Origin of the sequence: Paenibacillus sp. UMB4589-SE434, from assembly GCF_030226685.1 — a bacterium.
In the GTDB taxonomy this organism is placed as follows: domain Bacteria; phylum Bacillota; class Bacilli; order Paenibacillales; family Paenibacillaceae; genus Paenibacillus_B.
In genome coordinates, this window is record NZ_JASOYK010000008.1 from 80,696 (window position 1) to 98,138 (window position 17,443).

Here is a 17,443-nt window from a genome sequence, read left to right on the forward strand (position 1 = left end):
CTATTCCTCCTTGCTCGGTTCCAATCGGTTTAACATTACTGTAAAAATACGCTTCAAGTGCTTTACATCCTCGTGCGGGAGCATGCCAAACAACGCGCTTATTACTTCGTTCTGTCGGTTCAGAACGTCATCAACGAACCGCTGTCCAGCCTCTGTCAATTGCATGGATACAACTCTGCGGTCTTCTTTGTTTCTTCTGCGCTCCACATACCCCCGTTCAACCAGTTTGTCGGTCATCCCTGTTATGGCTCCTGCCGTAACACATACGATATCCGCCAGTTCGTTCGCTTTTTTAGGGCCAGTCGAATGAAGAACAAATAATAGACGAAACTGGTTCATGGACATCTCCTCATGCATTTGCCGCTTCCATTCTTGTGTCAATCTTTTAACCAGCCGCTTAAACAAAGCGGGCAGCTCCAATAGTTGCGCTTGCTCCGACATGAGACAATTCCCCTTAACTCTTAACTATTTAGAACTAAATCTTTTATCACTAAATAATAATAAATATAATATCTATTTGCAACCTTTTTTACTAAAAATGTTGATTTATAGCTTGCGAGCCCTCATTTCAAACCTACATTCACGAAATAATGCGTGGAAAGAAGTTGTGATTTCATCATCATTTGCCCATAATGAATACATATAATAGTACGTGTGCATACAATTGATTTGAACGTGATCAAACAAGGTTTACAACCTGTTTCAATCATTCGGAAATCATGCGGGGACGCTGAATTGGTTAAAGTGAGGACATTGTCATTATGAGTTATACGCTTTCAATATCGGATATTAAATCGCTGTGCGGCACAACCTCCTATCGGCGTGGCGAAACCTATTTTAAGGAACATCGTGTTCGCAAAGTGCAATATAATGCGGAGGACGGTGTATATGAGGCGGTCGTCAGGGGAAGTGAGCCTTATCAGGTACAGATTGTGATCCAATCAACTGGCAAAACCAATGCCGTATGCTCTTGCCCTGCCTACTCTACTTATCCTTCTTTTTGCAAACACATTGCCGCTGTTCTGCTTGATATCCGTTCTGTTGAGCGAGGTGAGCAAGCCAGCATAGGGGATCGCGAGGTTCAAGCTGCCATGAATCAAGATACTCAAGTGACCACTCAACTTATTTCGTTGTTTGACCGTTTAGTCGTCGCGGAGGAAGAAGAACCACTACAGGACGATCGGATGACCGTTCGTGTGGAGTTCACCTGCAAGACCGTAATACCTCAATCCAATAAACCATTGCTCGCTGTCGAACTTAAGCTTGGCCTGACCCGCTTGTACGTTATTCCTAATTTGAAAGAATTTTTGGCTAAAGTTCTTGAAGAAACGGAGTATGCTTTTTCCAAGTCGTTTACATGGGACCCCACGCTGTATAAGTTTGGTGCGGAAGATCTTGCCGTCATGCAGCTGCTTATGGAGCTGAGCTTAAGTGAAATGGCTTATCGCGAGGCAATTCAAAGCAATTGGAGCGGCTATTCGGTCAGTTCTTACTTTAATCAAGGAAGAATGCTGTTTATTCCGCCAAACGCGCTAGATCGACTGCTGCCATTGCTAGAACAGGCACAAGCCAAATTTGAGCATCTGTCCATTGTGTATGACGAGCTTAAAGTTATAAATGAGCCGCTCCCTATCTCCTTTTCATTAGTAGAAGCAGAGCAAGGCCACTACCAGTTGGATATAAACGGTTTGGAGCAAGTGTATCCCCTCGATAGTTATCAAATGGCTGTTGCTAACGGTTGCTTGTATCGCCTTCGAACTGCTCAGTTAACCTCTATTGAGGAAATGAAGCAATTGCTCAACACCCAGCGCCAGCAGATGCTTATTGCTCCATCGCAGATTGAACCTTTCATGGATCGTGTTGTGCCAGAGCTTCAAAGAATCGGACTTATGAAGGTAGCCCCGACCATTGAAGCTAGGCTCGTTCGGATTCCGCTGCAGGCTCAGTTGTATTTGGACCGTGAAGGCAGCAGATTGCTGGCAAAGCTGACTTATGTCTACGATGACGTGGTGATTGAGCCGATGGGGGCAGATTTGGAGCATGAGGCATCATCAGAGCGGATTTTACTGCGAGATACACGGCGAGAAGATCGGATTATGAGGTTGTTTGAGCAGTCAGCTTTTAAATATAACGGTAATGCTTTGTACATGGATCATGAGGAAGATATCGTCTACTTCTGGTTTGTCCTTCTTCCTCAGCTCCAACGTCTAGTCAATGTCTATACGAAGCCTGAGCTGCAAGCAGAAATGCGTACCCTGCATACGGAGCCCAAGCTAAACATGGACATCGATTCCCGTATGAATTGGCTGGATGTTCAATTCGAATTAGATGGTGTAGACGAGAAAGAGCTTAGCCTAATGCTTCACCATCTGGTAGAGAAGAAGAAATACTACCGAATGTCCGATGGCGCCTATGTCATGCTGGATCAACCTGACTTCCAGCAGATTCGAAATATGCTGGAAGAGCTGGGAATTCGCAAGTCCGACATTCGGGGTAACCGTTTTGAACTATCCGTGACACGCGGCTTCTCTTTGCTTGAAGAGCCCATTATTCCCGCTTCAGTCAAGCTGGGAAGGGCATTTAACGAATTGCTTGAACATATTCGCAATCCGGGACAGCTTGAATTTCCGGTACCAGAGTCGCTCGATGCGATACTGCGAGATTACCAAAAAGTCGGGTACCAGTGGATGAAGACGATTGCCCATTACCGCTTTGGTGGCATTCTCGCGGACGACATGGGACTTGGCAAGACGCTGCAAGGCATTGCCTTCCTTCTAGCTGAGCCTAAAGAGGAAGAAGCCAAGCTGCCCGCGCTAATTGTGGCGCCGGCGTCACTCCTGTACAACTGGAAGAATGAGCTTACGAAATTTGCACCGCAGCTAACCGCTGTGGTCGTCTCCGGCGATAAGCAGGTACGGTCTGAGATGCTCGACCAACCGGGAGATACAGATGTCTACATTACATCGTATCCCCTCTTGCGCCGCGATATCGATCAATACGCGGAACAGCGCTTCCGCACCTTGATTCTGGATGAAGCCCAGGCGATCAAGAATCACTCCTCGCAGACGGCGCAAGTAGTGAAGCAGTTGCAAGCTGCGCAGCGATTTGCGTTAACCGGAACGCCGGTAGAGAACCGTCTTGAAGAGCTGTGGTCAATCTTTGACGCGGTGTTCCCTGATCTCTTTACGAGCAAAAAATCATTTATGGAATTGTCCCGAGAACAAATTGCTCGTAAAGTACGGCCTTTCATCCTCCGTCGGATGAAATCAGATGTGCTGCAGGAGCTGCCAGAGAAGATCGAGACGCTGCAGCAGACCGAACTACTTCCGGAGCAGAAGAAGCTCTATATGGCCTATCTCATGCAGCTGCAGCGAGATACGAAGCAGCAGTTGCAGGCAGAGGGATTCCAGAAGAGTCGGATCAAAATATTAGCGGGCCTGACCCGACTGCGGCAGTTGTGCTGCCATCCTTCTTTATTTATCGAGAATTACGGAGATGGCTCTGGCAAGCTAGAGCTGCTGATGGAAGTCATTCAGGAATGTGTCGCAAGCGGCAAGCGGATGCTCATTTTCTCCCAGTTCACGGAGATGCTGAAGATTATTAAGGAAGAGCTGGATGTACAGCTCGGATTAACCTGCTTCTATCTGGATGGAAGCACGCCTTCACGCGAGCGAGTAGAGTTGTGCCAGCGATTTAACGAAGGGGAGCAGACCGTATTTTTGATCTCATTAAAAGCCGGAGGCACTGGACTTAATTTAACTGGAGCAGATACCGTAATTCTATATGATCTTTGGTGGAATCCTGCGGTTGAGCAGCAGGCTGCGGATCGGGCGCACCGGATGGGCCAGCAAAATGTCGTGCAGGTAATCCGGCTTGTCACGCAGGGCACTATTGAGGAGAAGATGGTTGAGTTGCAGCAGCGGAAGAAAAACCTAATTGACGAGGTTATCCAACCTGGGGAGACATCCGTATCCTCATTGACTGAAGATGAGATTATGGAGCTACTTATGATGGACTAATGGGCCTTGCCCATATGAGCCGCAAAGCATAGCCGCTGTAAGTCTTTATATTTTGCACTTTGATCCTACATGTGCGTTCCAGCAAGACCGCCACTCCAACCTATAAGGTAAGATTGGCGGTCTATTTACGCTAATGGGAAGAAATATAGCTTGTCCCTGAATCTAAGGCAGATCACTGTTTCCTTATCTTGTAAAATAACAGCCAAATTTTCTAACGACTGCAGGTGACCTATGAATTTAGATGCCCTTTACTTACAATATCGAGCCTTGTTATTATCCGTTGCCTACCGGATGCTTGGTTCCATTACGGAGGCGGAAGATATCGTTCAGGATACTTTCCTGGACTACTACCGACAGCAGTCACAAGCAGATCAAGAGTACATTCGAAACGAGAAAGCTTACCTTATTCAATCGGTTACAAACCGCTGCATCAATCTGCTCACTTCTGCCCGCAAGCGGCGGGAACAGTACGTTGGTCCTTGGCTGCCTGAGCCAGAAGTGACAAATATTGACCAGCAGCCTGAGGAATCAGCCGTATTGCACGAAGAAGTATCTTATGCGCTGCTTGTACTGATGGAGCAGCTCACTCCGCTGGAGAGAGCCGTCTTTATATTACGCGATACCCTCGGCTACGACTATCAAGAGGTGGCAAACCTAGTTCACAAGACACCCGTTAACTGCCGTAAAATATACAGCCGTGTGCAGCAAAAGCTGCATGCTGACATAGGGGTTACACCTGTTGGTTCTGAGCTGGCAGCCCAATTATCGGCTAGCTTTATCGCAGCATCCGCAAGTGGCGATTTCCACGAGTTTATCGAGCTGCTAACAGATGATGCAGTGCTTTATACAGACGGAGGCGGCATCGTACGCTCTGCGATCTTCCCCATTCTCGGCAGACAGCGTATTTTGGCTTTCATGGAAGGGGTATGGCCTAAGGGTTTCTTCGGTTCGGCCCATTTGAGTGCAAGCATTAACGGCCGAACAGGAACGGTTATTATAAAAAATCAAGGACTGGCGGCAGTTGTGACGTTCCAATTCGACCTTGAGCTTCGGAAAGCAGAGCGCATCTATGTCGTGAAGAATCCAGAAAAGCTCTGTCACGTGAAATGGAATAATGGATAGAACTGCTGAATGAGGTTTCGAAACTTTTTATTTGCTCCCGGATGTCACATTTTTAAGTTCCATTTTGTCTTCATTAGTGAGCGCCTATTTTTAGGCTGGATCACACTCACTAATGGAGGTCATCACAATGACAAGAAGAATGAAGCTAAATGAAGTATTCCCTGCGGGATATCAAGCCATGTTAGGTTTAGAGCAGGCGGTCCAAGCATCCGGTATCGACAAGAAATTGTTAGAGCTGGTGAAGATACGCAGCTCCCAAATTAATGGCTGCGCCTTCTGCCTTGATATGCATACAAAAGATGCGCGTCGTCTTGGCGAAACAGAGCAGCGGTTGTACACGCTGTCTGCTTGGCGCGATACACCCTACTTCACTCCGCAAGAACAGAGCCTATTAGCATTGGTTGAGTCGATTACACGGATCAGTGAACACCATGTACAAGATGATGTGTACAACGAAGCCGCCAAATACTTCACAACCGATCAGCTAGCCGCTCTAATTATGGCAGCAATCACCATTAACGGGTGGAACCGCATCGCTATTACAACAGGGATGATGCCGGAATAACCGAACTTCTACATGCAGGAACGGAAAATATATGATGGACTTTTCCAAACCATTTCTTTATTAACTCGAGTCTCCACACAACAACAGAACCTTCAACTCCGCTACCCCGGTGTTGGAGGTTCTGTTCCGTATTAATGGTATAGTTACACTTTCCTGTCTCCATCCATTAGAGTGGGTTCTATAGGCTGCTTCCAGATGTAGATTTACAATTAATACATAAAGGGCACGCCGGCAAGAAAAAAATGTAACAAATATCACATTGCTTCAAATTTAAAAGGTATATAATGCCATTGTAACTAACTATGAAACATGGAGGTGTCGACATGTCCTATGACGAGTCCTATATGTTTATATCGAATTGCAGCATCCCGAATCAAGAAGTACCAGATGTCCCCTGCAAGCTGCTGGCTGGAGAAGGAATGAAGCTAACGCCTCCATCCTTGTATATGTTGGGGACAGGTACAGTGCATATGAAGAGCCCGCGTCAGCCTCCCCATCATCTGCATAATGAAGCAAACCGTAAGCTCTGCACACGGCTGCATGACGGAATTCCGCATATACCATGCATAACGTGCCTACGCCCCCTGCCTGAACTGCCCCATCCACTACAGCATGTCCACTTCGCACTCACTAACAAGTGTAATCTGCATTGTATCCATTGCTGCTGCAATGCCAAATTTACTCCATCCACCCACCCAACATCCCATACGCTATCCACCCTAGAAGTACTTCAACTATTGGACAAGATCATAGCTTTAGCACCCGATACCGTCACCTTTACGGGCGGAGAGCCCATGTTGAGACCCGATTTTTTTACTATTTTGCATTACATGCACAGCCATTTTGAAGGGGGTATCCATTTATCCACAAATGCTACACTGATTACGAAAGAAAATGTGAATCGTCTATGCTCCTATATTGAAAGCGTTCACATCAGTCTAGATGGAGTAGATAATGAATCCTGCCAACAAATTCGCGGACCTGGCGTATTCGAGAAAGTGATGGAAAGTGTAACACTTCTCCAAAGCTGCGGCAGCTGTCACATCTCCCTTTCAATGGTACTTATGGAACATAACCGTCATCTGGAAGACGCGTTTTATGACCTGAACCACCGTCTAGGAACATGTCCCATAGTTAAATATTTTATTCCAACAGGCAGGGGTAGGGCCTTTCTCAGATCATACTCTCCGTACCCTCTACAACCTTGCACTCAAATGCAAATTACAGAATCCGAACACTTTGCTGACATAACCGAGCCCTACAAGTGCCACTGCGCCCGCAACATGATTGTCATTAACCACGATGGGACCACATCCTCTTGCTGTCTACCGATCAATCCCGACTGTGACCCAACCCCTCTCAGCGATCTGCATTGACAGTGAGGCCTTCATCTTCCAGCTGCTTTTAAACACAAATATAAATAGAGTGTATCGACTGTAACTGACTTCATTCATAACGGCATTTCCATATCTGTGTGAATCCATATCAGGAATTGGGTGATAGCTTGAACGTCAGATGGAAGCGCGATGATTCGTTAATCACTTTAATTGACAACGAGGCCAGTCCCATAAATGCCAAATTGTCGACATGCACCACATACGATGTCTGTGCTAACAAAAATGAACCAGAACATCCGTTGAGCAGTGGCAATCCAGAAAACCGCGAATCTGGAATACACTCCGCGCAAATTATTCGCCAAGTCGTACCCAATCTGAATATGCATATCGCTAAGCTAGCACATATGCCAACGGATAGCAGCTCAAGCTTGCTGCTGAAAGCTTTAGAAGAAATGAGTCATACTGATGTCCGTATTATATATACAAACTGCATGACAACCGATCGATGCTATGAACGGGACTTAAAAGAGGTGTGCGAAACGCTTGCAAGGCAAGGAAAAATATTGATCTATCCTTTCGATGACTGTACAGTCAGCTTTTCTCCCGCAATTTCCAGCTCGGTGATCGGCGTCTGTGGCAGCTCTATGAAAAGGACTTATGAATATTGGTATAACCCGTGTTCTCCCTTTAAAGTTGTAGCTGACGCAACTCCAACACTTGTTCCAAATGCAGAAGGACATTATGTTATGTTCGGCGGACACCGCAAAGCTGCAGCTTTATTTTGCGGTATCGTCACTAAGATTGTTAAAACAGATCCGCATGTATCAAACCGGACACTGATGAAACTACTTCAGGATCTAGCAGCACGTACAGAATGGGTCGAGAGCCAGCATGTCACGTGCATCCCTCATAATGAAAACATAGCTCCTCCATGCGGTTGTTGTTATAACGATTATTTGCTTAGTGAAATGATTCAATTACTCTCCGATCATTTACAACTATCTCGAGAATTGCTGCCGAACCTATGCGATCATTCCTTACTGCATCCTCAAATTGGACTTAAACCGGACATGTGTGTCCGTATTTTAAAGGCTATTGAACAGAAATTCAGCATTAAACTTAATTTTAACGCTATCTCACTACATCACTTTTATTCCATATACACATTGCTTGATCTGATTGACGGAGCTAGTCCATGCTATTCGCATGAAGAATAATATTTCACTCCCTGGCAATTCGCAGTAAAAGGACGCCGCTGCTTAAACGCTGCGACGTCCTTTTATTCTATTCAGATAAGGGCTCTATTTCTTATAAATAGGGCGGGAAATAAGTGACCTCTGAGTCGTAGCGGTCTCCTTCATAGCTAACTCCATTCCAAGCCAAAATCACGATTTTGCCCTTGTCCAACTCACTTTCCAATATATCAGCGTACTGTTTCGATACACCCATGGATCGCATTTTCGCACGCAGCGTATCTCCATGAGAGCGAAACAGATTTCCGATGGTAGTTAGTATGCCTTCCTCAGCAACGCCGATCTTAGACGCATTCGTCTGCTCAGCTACTCGCTCTGTTCGATCGTTGTCGTGTGCCAGAACATAGAGATTATCTTTGTTATATCCTTCTCTGACCAGTTCTTGTATCCGACGTTCTGCCTGAATAGCATTTTCAACCGTAAATACTTTTGTATTTGTCATTGTGTGATTAACCATCTCTAATTCCTCCTTCGGCATTTTCCAATTGCTATCCAATTGGTTATTTTTATTTAACCGCACCTCTCATCATATAAACATTAAGATTTCTTAAGAGTAAATACAGACAGCTCAGGTGCACACCACAAACGAAACTTAGCCCTTGTTGTGCCAATGCCCCTATTGACATATAGAGCAGATTCGCGGAGATGCCCCTGAATCCGATACATGCCTTGAACATACTTTTCTCCGAGCGGTGTCGTAATAAATGACCCTAACAATGGGAAACGCACTTGACCACCATGACTATGTCCAGACAACTGCATATTGATGGGATAAGCAGTAAAGCGGTCTGCCACATCAGGCTCGTGTACAATTACTAAGTTAAACTGATCAGCTTTGATTTGAGACAGCGTACCCGTTACGTCAGGATCACCCAGCATAAAATCATCGAGTCCTGCAATCGCAATCGATTGCCCATTAGGAAGCGCGAGCTGCCGAACCTCATTAACCAAAACGGTAAATCCTGCGTTCTCCATCCCTTCTTTATACATCTTGTTGGCTCCACCACCTCGATCATGATTGCCATATACAGCATACTTGCCAATAGTTGATTGGATTCCGGCCAATACTTCAAATACTCTGTTTGCGCCAGCTCCATAAAGGTTGTAATTATCAAACAAATCACCATTAAACACGACAATATCAGGGCGGTGTTGATTTATAGTGCTTACCAGATCCTGCAGCTGATCTAATGAATAATCTACTCCCACATGTGTATCACTGAATTGCACAATAGTCGTCCCGTCAAAGCTGGTCGGCAGCTGCTCAGACTCAACAACATGCTCGGTTACGATCAGCATATTCGGTTCTACCATCGAACTGTATATATAAGCACTTATTCCTAACATCACTAAGACTCCGATTGCAGTTGTTCCCCATCTCACTGCCTGTTTTAACTGCTTCATCATTTACTTCGTCCCTGTGCATTTATAACAGTTAATTTGTCTATAGATAAAAAAGCGTGGCTGATTTTAGCGGAAGGGAAAGATACACTGCGTTTTTGATGGTAGCCAGCCACAAGCAAACTTGCGACAAGGGCCAGCAGAACAATAAACAGCAGTTTTGGCATTTTGGCGTTCATGAAAATCTCATCCTGTCTGATCTAGTTAACGGCCAACTGCACCGTCTCATCCCTGATTATAAGAGATTCATGTTACGCCAATATGACAAGCGGCAGTTCTTGCTTGCAAATTGTCTTATAGACAATGGATGTTCTTTTGTTATCCCATTACTTATCCTAGGACGAAAAAATATGGCTGGAACAGTACTTGACTGGGAATTAAGCATCAAGTATATTGGTGGTATAAATCCAAACACTTATAACCCTTACGATGGAAGCACCCGTAAGACAGGTCTATGCAGACCTTTCTTGCAGGTGCTTTTTTGCATTACTGCAACCGGGTTTCCTTTGTTGAGGCTTGGATGAGATTAACGTATGTATCTTAGGAGGGAGACTATGAAGATTATGAAAAGATTGATATTTATGTTGTTGCTTTTGCTTATTAGTATGAGCTTCCCTTTGTCAGCTGCGGCGATTTCCGTCGTATGGTCAGACACCACACAAGCTGCATTTAATAAGATCCTTTCGGCAGCACCTCCTGCGTATGCTTCGCGGCTGCAATCAGCTCACAATTCACTTGTCACCCAACAGGGACAAGAACGTCAGCTGGACACAGACATTGCGGCCCAACATGCTCGCAACAGCCAGAACGAAGCAGCTGTGCGTAAGCAAATTAAGAGCATAGACACGAATCAATTACATCAGCTAGAGAAGCGTGTTCAAGATGCTCGCAGCCGTCACAAGCCGCTGCAAGCCTACTACACTTCTCTCCAGCAGCAGATTACTGTGGCTCGCAAGCTAAAGCAGACGGAGTTCGCAGCTGCATTGCGGGTTCAGGCGGATATCGTTAAGGTAACTGTTCAACTTGCTAGAGAGGATATTCGCATGTGTGAGCTAGCTTATACGAAGGCCAAGCAAAGTGCAGCTCAAGCGATGAAGCGAGTACGCACCACATTATCCGATGCAGTTGCTCTGCGAGCCAAGATTACATCCTCACGACAGACTGTCGTCTCCCTTAACAAGTTGGCTCCTTCAGTTCTCAAGCCGTTCAGGCAAGCGGTCAAAGCAGCCGATGCCAAAGCCTGCATCGATGCCTTAACACCAATCGTCTCGCACTCTCGTCAGATCGTGGAACAGAAGCAGCACATCATGTCGTTGCAGAAAGATATTGCAAACGTCATTTTAAAAGCTCATTCACAATTAAAGCCAAGTGCCTAACATCATAGCAGCATGATTAAAGCAAGCTTTTCTGAATCCATTCTACTGGATACAATGCTTATTAGTCGTCTTTCCGTTTAAGTTGAGTGATTGTTATGCATGGGGATGCAGCTTTCAGGTCATCATAGCCACATAACATGGACTACCGGAGGGATATCTGTTGCCTATTCAATCTATTAACGGAACGATGCTTCATGTCCAGACATTTGGCGAAGGCATACCGATTATTTTTATTCACCCTCCGCTGCTGACCAATGCTAATTTCCGATATCAGCAGATCGATCTGTCTGACGATTACTGGATCATTACGTTTGACATCCGTGGTCATGGCAAAAGCGCTCATTCTGATGCATCGATTACCTATCCATTGATCGTAGAAGATATTCATCAACTTATGGACAAGTTGGGCATTGAAAGAGCATTTGTATGCGGATACTCTACTGGAGGATCTATTGCATTAGAAGCAATGCTTACACATCCGAGCCGATTCTATGGCGGCATTCTGATCAGCGCCATGTCTGAGGCTACTGATATGAAGCTGCGTAGTCGAATTCGACTGGCCATCAGCCTTTCTCGTTGGCGGCCGTTGCTGCATTTATTACGGTGGGCCATTTCATGGGGCAACGCGGACAACAAGCTAACATTCAGACAATTGCTTCAAGATGCCAAGCAGGGACACCGAGACAACATTCATCAATATTATCAATGCAGCTTGAACTACAATTGTACAGAGCAACTCCGTCATATCACGGCCCCTGTATTGCTGCTCTATGGAGCAAAGGATACGAATTTTAATAAATATCGCAGCAAACTTCAACAAGGCTTACCTGATACCAAGCTCGTGATCTTTCAGGAGGAACAGCATCAACTGCCAACCAAAGCTGCTGGTGAAGTAAATAAGACCATACGTAGATGGATTGACCAAGTTATTCATCAATAGTTAACTAGTAATATCGTATAGGTCCTTGCCATACTAGTAACAACCGAAAACCGTCATACACGCCTAATTGGCGAAGTATGACGGCCAATAGATGTATAGAAGGACAATACCTATTAGTAAGCGGTTCAATTCATACAATAAGTGTCGGGATATATATCCCGACACTTATTGTAACTACCTTATAGTACATATAATCGATTACCGCCTCAATCAAACTTCCAACAAGACAAGCTCAAATTACCATATTGATAATTGCGGAACAATTTTGTTGCTTGTCTCTTGGTATCTCCAGCGCCCATGGCTAACAGCAGTGGAATAAAGTGTTCGGGGGTCGGCACTGCTGCCTCAGCATATGGTGCTAACTTCTCATATTGAAATAATGCTTCAGTATCCCAGCTTGTCAGCTTATCTTCAAGCCATTGATCGAATTCAAGCGCCCACTCATCGTGTGCTGCAGCTTCCCAGTTTACACGTCTCAGATTATGCACTGTGCCGCCGCTGCCAATAACCAATATCTGCTGTTCGCGCAGTGCTGCCAGTGTCTTCCCTATCCGGTACTGCTCCTCATTAGCAAGGTGTCTGTTAACGGATAGAGCAATAACAGGAATATCAGCCGCCGGATACATCAGATGCAGCACTACCCAGGCACCATGATCAAGACCACGTGTAGAATCAATACTTGCAGGGATACCCGCAGCTTCGAATACTCCTCTAATCTCATCAGCTAATGATGGATGACCAGGAGCTGGGTACTTGACCTCGTACAATTCTCGCTGGAAACCACCAAAATCATAAATAGTTTCATAAGTCGAAGCACCGGACACCAACTGCTCCGAACTTTCCCAGTGAGCTGTAAATAAGACGACGGCCCGTGGCTTAGGCATACTTAAACCAAGGTCGTTCAAGAAAGTAGTGTAATCGTGCTTCTCCAAAGCTAACGAAGGAGCGCCGTGTGCGATAAACAAAGATGGAATCATATTTAACCCTCCTATCGAAACTGCCTTTATACAACAAGAGGCCCTACGGGGCCCACTTGTTGTTAGTACATCGAATCCGCTATTTCCTTATTGTTCTTTCTTGCGGAACAACAATTGATCAAGGCCGAACCCACGTACAGTCGCTCCTGCAAAATACAACGAAATGACCAACAGTGCCAAATCTAATTCGTAACCGGCTCCCTGACCATCTCCCAACAATCCACCTGGCAGCTTAACCGAAATTGTGGCACCGATTAACATAAAGGCAAACAACACCGACACATAACGGGTAAACAGGCCGACAATTAACAATATACCGCCTACGAGTTCTAACGCTGCTACAAAATAGCCGAGGAACCCAGGGATGCCAATACTTGCGAACCAGCCAGATACATTGTCCAGCCCCATCTGGAACTTTGTAATACCATGAGCCATCATAATAATCCCCAACACCACACGCATCAATGTAACCATAATCTCATTTATTTTCATGTTCACTTCTCCTCATTAGTTGTTATATTGTAATACTTTATTCATATTAAAATACTCTTGGATACTAACAAGCTACAACATCACTCTCAACCCTCCTCCTATTCAAAAGTATTCTAATAGAAATAACTTTTTGTTATTTATGAACTATAAGTTATCATGAAGATTCATATTCCGTCAAGCTTATTTTTTTGTTATTATGAAACTAATATTCTTGGAACTATACTTCTATGGGGGCCATACAATGAACATCGGAGCTACAATTCGAGCTATACGCAAGCAAAGAAAAATGACAATACCCCAACTCTGCGAGTGTACGGGATTATCTAAAGGATTCATCAGCAATGTTGAAAATAACCGCACCTCCCCTTCAATTGCAACACTGGAGAGCATTGCTAATAGCTTGAAGGTACCGCTTCCTTACCTTCTGCTCCATCAAACACAGCGGATGCAGGTGGTACGTAAAGCAGATCGCGTGCAAACAACAATGCCAGGCATAGATAACCTTAAAGTAGAACTGCTTTGCGATAGACGAGACATGCGGATGATGATTTGTGAAATGCCCCCTGGCGGAACTACAGGAGCCAATACACATATAGGGGAAGAATGCCACGTCGTTGTCAGCGGCAAAATATTGATCGAGCAGGCAGAGGACCGCGAAATACTTGAGCAGGGAGACTCCTTCAGTTGGAATGCAAGCGTACCGCATACGGTAACAAATATCGGTGATGTTCCTGCGGTTGTACTTATCTCGGTATATAAAGAGATCCATCTGGATGATGTTAAATAATTGTCCCGTACCAGGAACCGTGTGCGCACATGAGACAGCGTATCTAAACATCAGTAATGATAATCAAGTTTGCATAATCTAGGAAAAATGGATGCCGCAAAGGCCGCTCTTATAGCGACTTTTGCGGCTTTAAAGCTTAGACGGCTTCATTGGTTTCTCTGTCTTTTACTATGGATATTACAATAAATGAATAAGCGCAAGCACAATACCAATTATAAATCCGCATAAAGCCCCGTTTACTCGAATCCATTGCAGGTCTTTGCCGATTTTCTCTTCCAGCATCGCAACTAATGATGCGTCATCCATTTGATCAATATTTTCTTTAACGAGTTGACCGAGCCGATAATGATTAGCTCCGACCGCACTCACAATAGCCGACGTAACTTTAGCCTCTAATGCAGCAATCCAATCTGGATCACGCTCCAGATTGCGAACTACCTTGCGGTATGTTACCAATACAAGACGCCCCGCAGCTTCCTGTTCCTGCTCCAAGCGATTCACAAGCATATCACGAACCTCCTGCAGCCGTGCTAACAGAGCTTCCTCGAACTGTTCCTGCTGCAATTGGGTTACAAGCCATGTCTTCGCCTGCTCCATGTAAGCCTCATTACTCGCTAACTGGAACATCTGTACTCTGATTTCCCGTACAATCGTCTCCCGATACGCATTATCAGGACGCTGCAAATCTTGCAGGCTGGATACGATCATATTTTGCAGCATCCCCCCAAGCTTGTCGTCATCCATAAAGCCGGCAACTGCCTGAAAGGCAAACCCCATAAAGCCCCCCATCTTTACCTCGGACAGCTTTTCACCAGCCAGCTTGCTTAACATGAGCTTGGTCTCACGACGATTGACCCATGTCGTTGCTTCAAGCAGCACATAATCGAGCGCCTTCTCGTCGTATCCTGCCTCCATAATTTTAGCGGCTAACTTCTCGGCAGAATCCTTCAGGTCTATCTTCTTAACGTATGCGATCAGACCAGATTGAATACTTGGGACAAGCTTCTCCAACGGTATTCGGTGAACCAGCTGGATAAGCCACTCCAACACCTTTCTGCGCACTCTTCTCTTGCCCAGCACTTTAGTCAACGCGGAAGCGCCTCGTTGAATTAGATTCATGCCTCGCAGTTTCTTTTCAATGCTTTCCTTGTTTAACAGCTCTGTCTCCATCGCCGCAACGAGCGACTGTACGATGCGTGCTTTGTTCTTAAGCAACAAAGACGTATGGGGAATCGGAATACCCATCGGGTGCCGAAATAACGCCGTCACAGCAAACCAATCGGCAATGCCGCCAACGAGCCCCGCTTCAAATCCACCTTGCAGGAGCACTACTGCTACATGCTGTGGCAGCAACAGCGTTATTACGAAGCCAGCAGCCATCACAACTAGCGATATAACGGCTAAATATTTGGAGTTCATAGCTCCTCCTTTTGCTTATGTACATATATCCACATATGCCTTCATTTATTTCACTATGAAGTTTAACCCTATCCGCATACAAAAGCAAAGGAGACATCAAAGAACAGACATATGAGTGAACAACTTCCTGCTTGAGCTGTACATCTGTCCAGTCGAAAAGCAAGATAGTGTCAAAAATAGACTCCCCATTCGATAATCATCTACGCCAAATTACTCTCTCCCTCATAAAATGTAGAAACCACAAAAGTGGACAAGATAGGGGGAATGAGCAATGAACAACAAACAGAAAGGAAAGTTGGAGAATCAAGTCTATTCCAATCGAGTCCTCAGGTCGGAATTTGATCATAAATGGAGAACGACTATAGCGGATAGTGGATATGTGATCTACACCGCAATCGATGACGATGCCAGCATCACGGTTACTCTTCAGGGTGGTTTACAAAAGCTGCTCCTCTTTAACAAAGGGGGGAAAGTACTCGTTGGAGGCGGGGGAACCAGTCATTACAGCAAGCCTCATATCGCTATCGACCTATAACAGCGAGCTGTAAATGCAGACTAATTTAAGGCTGTTCATCACCGGATGTCCAGATGGTGAACAGCCCCCATTACACCATAGCTGTGATTTGAGAAGCTTACGGCTTCTCGGTTATAATAAAAGACAAGATCTGGCTGTACATCTTCCATAAGCGGGTGATTCCATGTCAAGTTCAAGCTCATTGCTAACCAAGAAAGCGCTTGCTTCTTCATTAAAAGATATGATGATCCATGCCCCTCTCAGCAAAATTACCGTTCAGCATATCACGAATAATTGCGGCTTAAATCGGCAAACTTTTTATTATCATTTTCAGGACGTTTACGAGCTGCTAGGTTGGATCTACAAGACGGAAGCCGTAGAAAGTATCGCCCAGTACCGTAGTTATACAACATGGACCAGTGGACTCCAGAAAATATTTGACTACATTACACGCAACAAAGCCTTCTGCTCCAGTACGCTCGACTCCTTAGCCCGTCCCCATCTCGATACTTATCTATACAGCGTGACTTCAGAATTAATGATGGACGTTATCAATGAAGTATCCTCCAATATGTCCGTCAAGGACGACGACAAACATTTTATATCCAACTTTTATACACTCGCCTTTACTGGCCTAGTCATTCAATGGTTAGAGCAGGGCATGAAGGAAGATCCGGCAGTCATCATCGCCAAATTAAGTGAGCTAGTGGAAGGCAATTTCGTTACCGCCCTCCATCGATATGAGAATAGACGCCATTAGCAGCTGCTAGGCCTCCTCCGACTCTTTTACCGGCCTATTCAGGCACTCTTTATTGTTTATCATTTGTATTAATGCTGGTATAAATACCTTGCTAGTCTCCCAGTAGGACAATGTTGATCTCTCCGCTGTACCGGTTAAAACCACATCCTACATAGGCAATCATTATGTATATCTTCTATACAATATCCACAAGTTGACTAGAAATCATACAATCCCCGTTCATTGATGATATCTCAAACCAGCCAATTGGATTATATTTGAGATGTCTAAGCAACACAGTGAGAACACACCATTGGCAGCGACTGTTATGAGCGATAAATACGGTAACAAACAGGTATATTTTGTAGGTGGCGGAATTGCGTCAATTGCTGGTATCTCGCGTTTGTAGAACAATTTTGTGAAATACCGACGACGTTGTATTTGCCGAGGAATATTCAGTGAGAGCTGCACGCATAGCGGTGTATACACTTCTTGGCTTTAA

19 protein-coding genes and 2 pseudogenes are annotated in these 17,443 nt (G+C 45.1%); 12 read left to right on the plus strand and 9 right to left on the minus strand.

Translation table 11 applies throughout. The annotated features are described in order from the left end of the window. Window positions 1-441 (minus strand): MarR family winged helix-turn-helix transcriptional regulator, encoded by a 441-nt coding sequence (locus tag QP775_RS21710; protein WP_285108948.1) that lies wholly within the window; start codon window positions 439-441, stop codon window positions 1-3. A 320-nt stretch (window positions 442-761) separates the two neighbouring features. Here QP775_RS21710 and QP775_RS21715 point away from each other — a divergent pair, with 320 nt between their 5' ends. The 3 genes from QP775_RS21715 to QP775_RS21725 all read left to right on the plus strand — a co-directional run bounded on the left by QP775_RS21715 (window position 762) and on the right by QP775_RS21725 (window position 5,706). Then, entirely contained in the window at window positions 762-4,019 is a 3,258-nt protein-coding gene (locus tag QP775_RS21715) for a DEAD/DEAH box helicase (protein WP_239329573.1), read from the plus strand. Between the two features lie 231 nt (window positions 4,020-4,250). After that, a complete protein-coding gene (locus tag QP775_RS21720) occupies window positions 4,251-5,141 on the plus strand; it encodes an RNA polymerase sigma-70 factor (RefSeq protein WP_285108949.1) in 891 nt (296 codons plus the stop codon). A 127-nt stretch (window positions 5,142-5,268) separates the two neighbouring features. After that, window positions 5,269-5,706: a carboxymuconolactone decarboxylase family protein gene (locus QP775_RS21725; protein ID WP_285108950.1), complete on the plus strand. Its 438-nt coding sequence runs from the start codon at window positions 5,269-5,271 to the stop codon at window positions 5,704-5,706. Between the two features lie 348 nt (window positions 5,707-6,054). Here QP775_RS21725 and QP775_RS21730 read toward each other — a convergent pair whose 3' ends face one another. Further along, window positions 6,055-6,333, minus strand: coding sequence for a hypothetical protein (locus QP775_RS21730; RefSeq protein WP_285108951.1), 279 nt, complete (start codon window positions 6,331-6,333; stop codon window positions 6,055-6,057). A gap of 26 nt (window positions 6,334-6,359) precedes the next feature. Here QP775_RS21730 and QP775_RS25805 point away from each other — a divergent pair. Both QP775_RS25805 and QP775_RS21735 read left to right on the plus strand, forming a co-directional pair. Continuing rightward, a pseudogene (locus QP775_RS25805) lies at window positions 6,360-6,719 on the plus strand (radical SAM protein); the annotation flags it as partial. A 461-nt stretch (window positions 6,720-7,180) separates the two neighbouring features. Next, on the plus strand, window positions 7,181-8,260 hold the full coding sequence (locus QP775_RS21735) for a S8/S53 family peptidase (protein WP_285108952.1): 1,080 nt from the start codon (window positions 7,181-7,183) through the stop codon (window positions 8,258-8,260). Between the two features lie 91 nt (window positions 8,261-8,351). Here QP775_RS21735 and QP775_RS21740 read toward each other — a convergent pair whose 3' ends face one another. From QP775_RS21740 to QP775_RS21750, 3 genes are all read right to left on the minus strand, one after another. Next, window positions 8,352-8,753, minus strand: coding sequence for a YflT domain-containing protein (locus tag QP775_RS21740; protein ID WP_285108953.1), 402 nt, complete (start codon window positions 8,751-8,753; stop codon window positions 8,352-8,354). Window positions 8,754-8,833: 80 nt separating this feature from the next. After that, entirely contained in the window at window positions 8,834-9,700 is an 867-nt protein-coding gene (locus QP775_RS21745; protein WP_285108954.1) for a metallophosphoesterase, read from the minus strand. Next, window positions 9,700-9,876: a hypothetical protein gene (locus QP775_RS21750; protein WP_239329587.1), complete on the minus strand. Its 177-nt coding sequence runs from the start codon at window positions 9,874-9,876 to the stop codon at window positions 9,700-9,702. The genes QP775_RS21745 and QP775_RS21750 overlap by 1 nt, the downstream gene beginning before the upstream one ends. A gap of 375 nt (window positions 9,877-10,251) precedes the next feature. Here QP775_RS21750 and QP775_RS21755 point away from each other — a divergent pair, with 375 nt between their 5' ends. Next, entirely contained in the window at window positions 10,252-11,073 is an 822-nt protein-coding gene (locus tag QP775_RS21755) for a hypothetical protein (RefSeq protein WP_285108955.1), read from the plus strand. Window positions 11,074-11,233: 160 nt separating this feature from the next. Continuing rightward, window positions 11,234-12,013 carry an alpha/beta fold hydrolase gene (locus QP775_RS21760; protein WP_239329591.1) on the plus strand — a complete coding sequence of 260 codons (780 nt, stop codon included), beginning with the start codon at window positions 11,234-11,236 and terminating at the stop codon, window positions 12,011-12,013. 206 nt (window positions 12,014-12,219) lie between these two features. Here the strand turns inward: QP775_RS21760 and QP775_RS21765 are convergent, their stop codons facing one another. After that, a complete protein-coding gene (locus QP775_RS21765; protein ID WP_239329593.1) occupies window positions 12,220-12,990 on the minus strand; it encodes a DODA-type extradiol aromatic ring-opening family dioxygenase in 771 nt (256 codons plus the stop codon). A gap of 87 nt (window positions 12,991-13,077) precedes the next feature. Continuing rightward, window positions 13,078-13,482: a DoxX family protein gene (locus QP775_RS21770; protein WP_285108956.1), complete on the minus strand. Its 405-nt coding sequence runs from the start codon at window positions 13,480-13,482 to the stop codon at window positions 13,078-13,080. A 241-nt stretch (window positions 13,483-13,723) separates the two neighbouring features. Between QP775_RS21770 and QP775_RS21775 the strand changes: the two genes are divergently transcribed. Beyond that, a complete protein-coding gene (locus tag QP775_RS21775) occupies window positions 13,724-14,269 on the plus strand; it encodes a cupin domain-containing protein (RefSeq protein WP_239329597.1) in 546 nt (181 codons plus the stop codon). A 177-nt stretch (window positions 14,270-14,446) separates the two neighbouring features. On the opposite strand, the gene QP775_RS21780 is transcribed toward QP775_RS21775, so the two are convergent. Next, window positions 14,447-15,688 carry a DUF445 domain-containing protein gene (locus QP775_RS21780; RefSeq protein WP_285108957.1) on the minus strand — a complete coding sequence of 414 codons (1,242 nt, stop codon included), beginning with the start codon at window positions 15,686-15,688 and terminating at the stop codon, window positions 14,447-14,449. Between the two features lie 271 nt (window positions 15,689-15,959). Here QP775_RS21780 and QP775_RS21785 point away from each other — a divergent pair, with 271 nt between their 5' ends. Beyond that, window positions 15,960-16,223 carry a hypothetical protein gene (locus tag QP775_RS21785; protein WP_239329600.1) on the plus strand — a complete coding sequence of 88 codons (264 nt, stop codon included), beginning with the start codon at window positions 15,960-15,962 and terminating at the stop codon, window positions 16,221-16,223. Between the two features lie 38 nt (window positions 16,224-16,261). Here the strand turns inward: QP775_RS21785 and QP775_RS21790 are convergent, their stop codons facing one another. Beyond that, entirely contained in the window at window positions 16,262-16,405 is a 144-nt protein-coding gene (locus QP775_RS21790; protein ID WP_285108958.1) for a hypothetical protein, read from the minus strand. On the opposite strand from QP775_RS21790, the gene dhaS reads away from it, so the two are divergent. From dhaS to QP775_RS25910, 3 genes and pseudogenes are all read left to right on the plus strand, one after another. Next, window positions 16,387-16,962 carry a dihydroxyacetone kinase transcriptional activator DhaS gene (dhaS, locus tag QP775_RS21795; protein ID WP_285108959.1) on the plus strand — a complete coding sequence of 192 codons (576 nt, stop codon included), beginning with the start codon at window positions 16,387-16,389 and terminating at the stop codon, window positions 16,960-16,962. The two genes, QP775_RS21790 and dhaS, sit on opposite strands and share 19 nt — an antisense overlap. 262 nt (window positions 16,963-17,224) lie before the next feature. Continuing rightward, the gene (locus QP775_RS21800; RefSeq protein ID WP_275444651.1) at window positions 17,225-17,350 is read left to right on the plus strand and encodes a hypothetical protein; all 126 of its coding nucleotides are present in this window, start codon (window positions 17,225-17,227) and stop codon (window positions 17,348-17,350) included. Further along, window positions 17,341-17,435, plus strand: a pseudogene (locus QP775_RS25910) (oleate hydratase); the annotation flags it as partial. The gene QP775_RS21800 and the pseudogene QP775_RS25910, both read left to right, overlap by 10 nt. Window positions 17,436-17,443 lie beyond the last annotated feature (8 nt).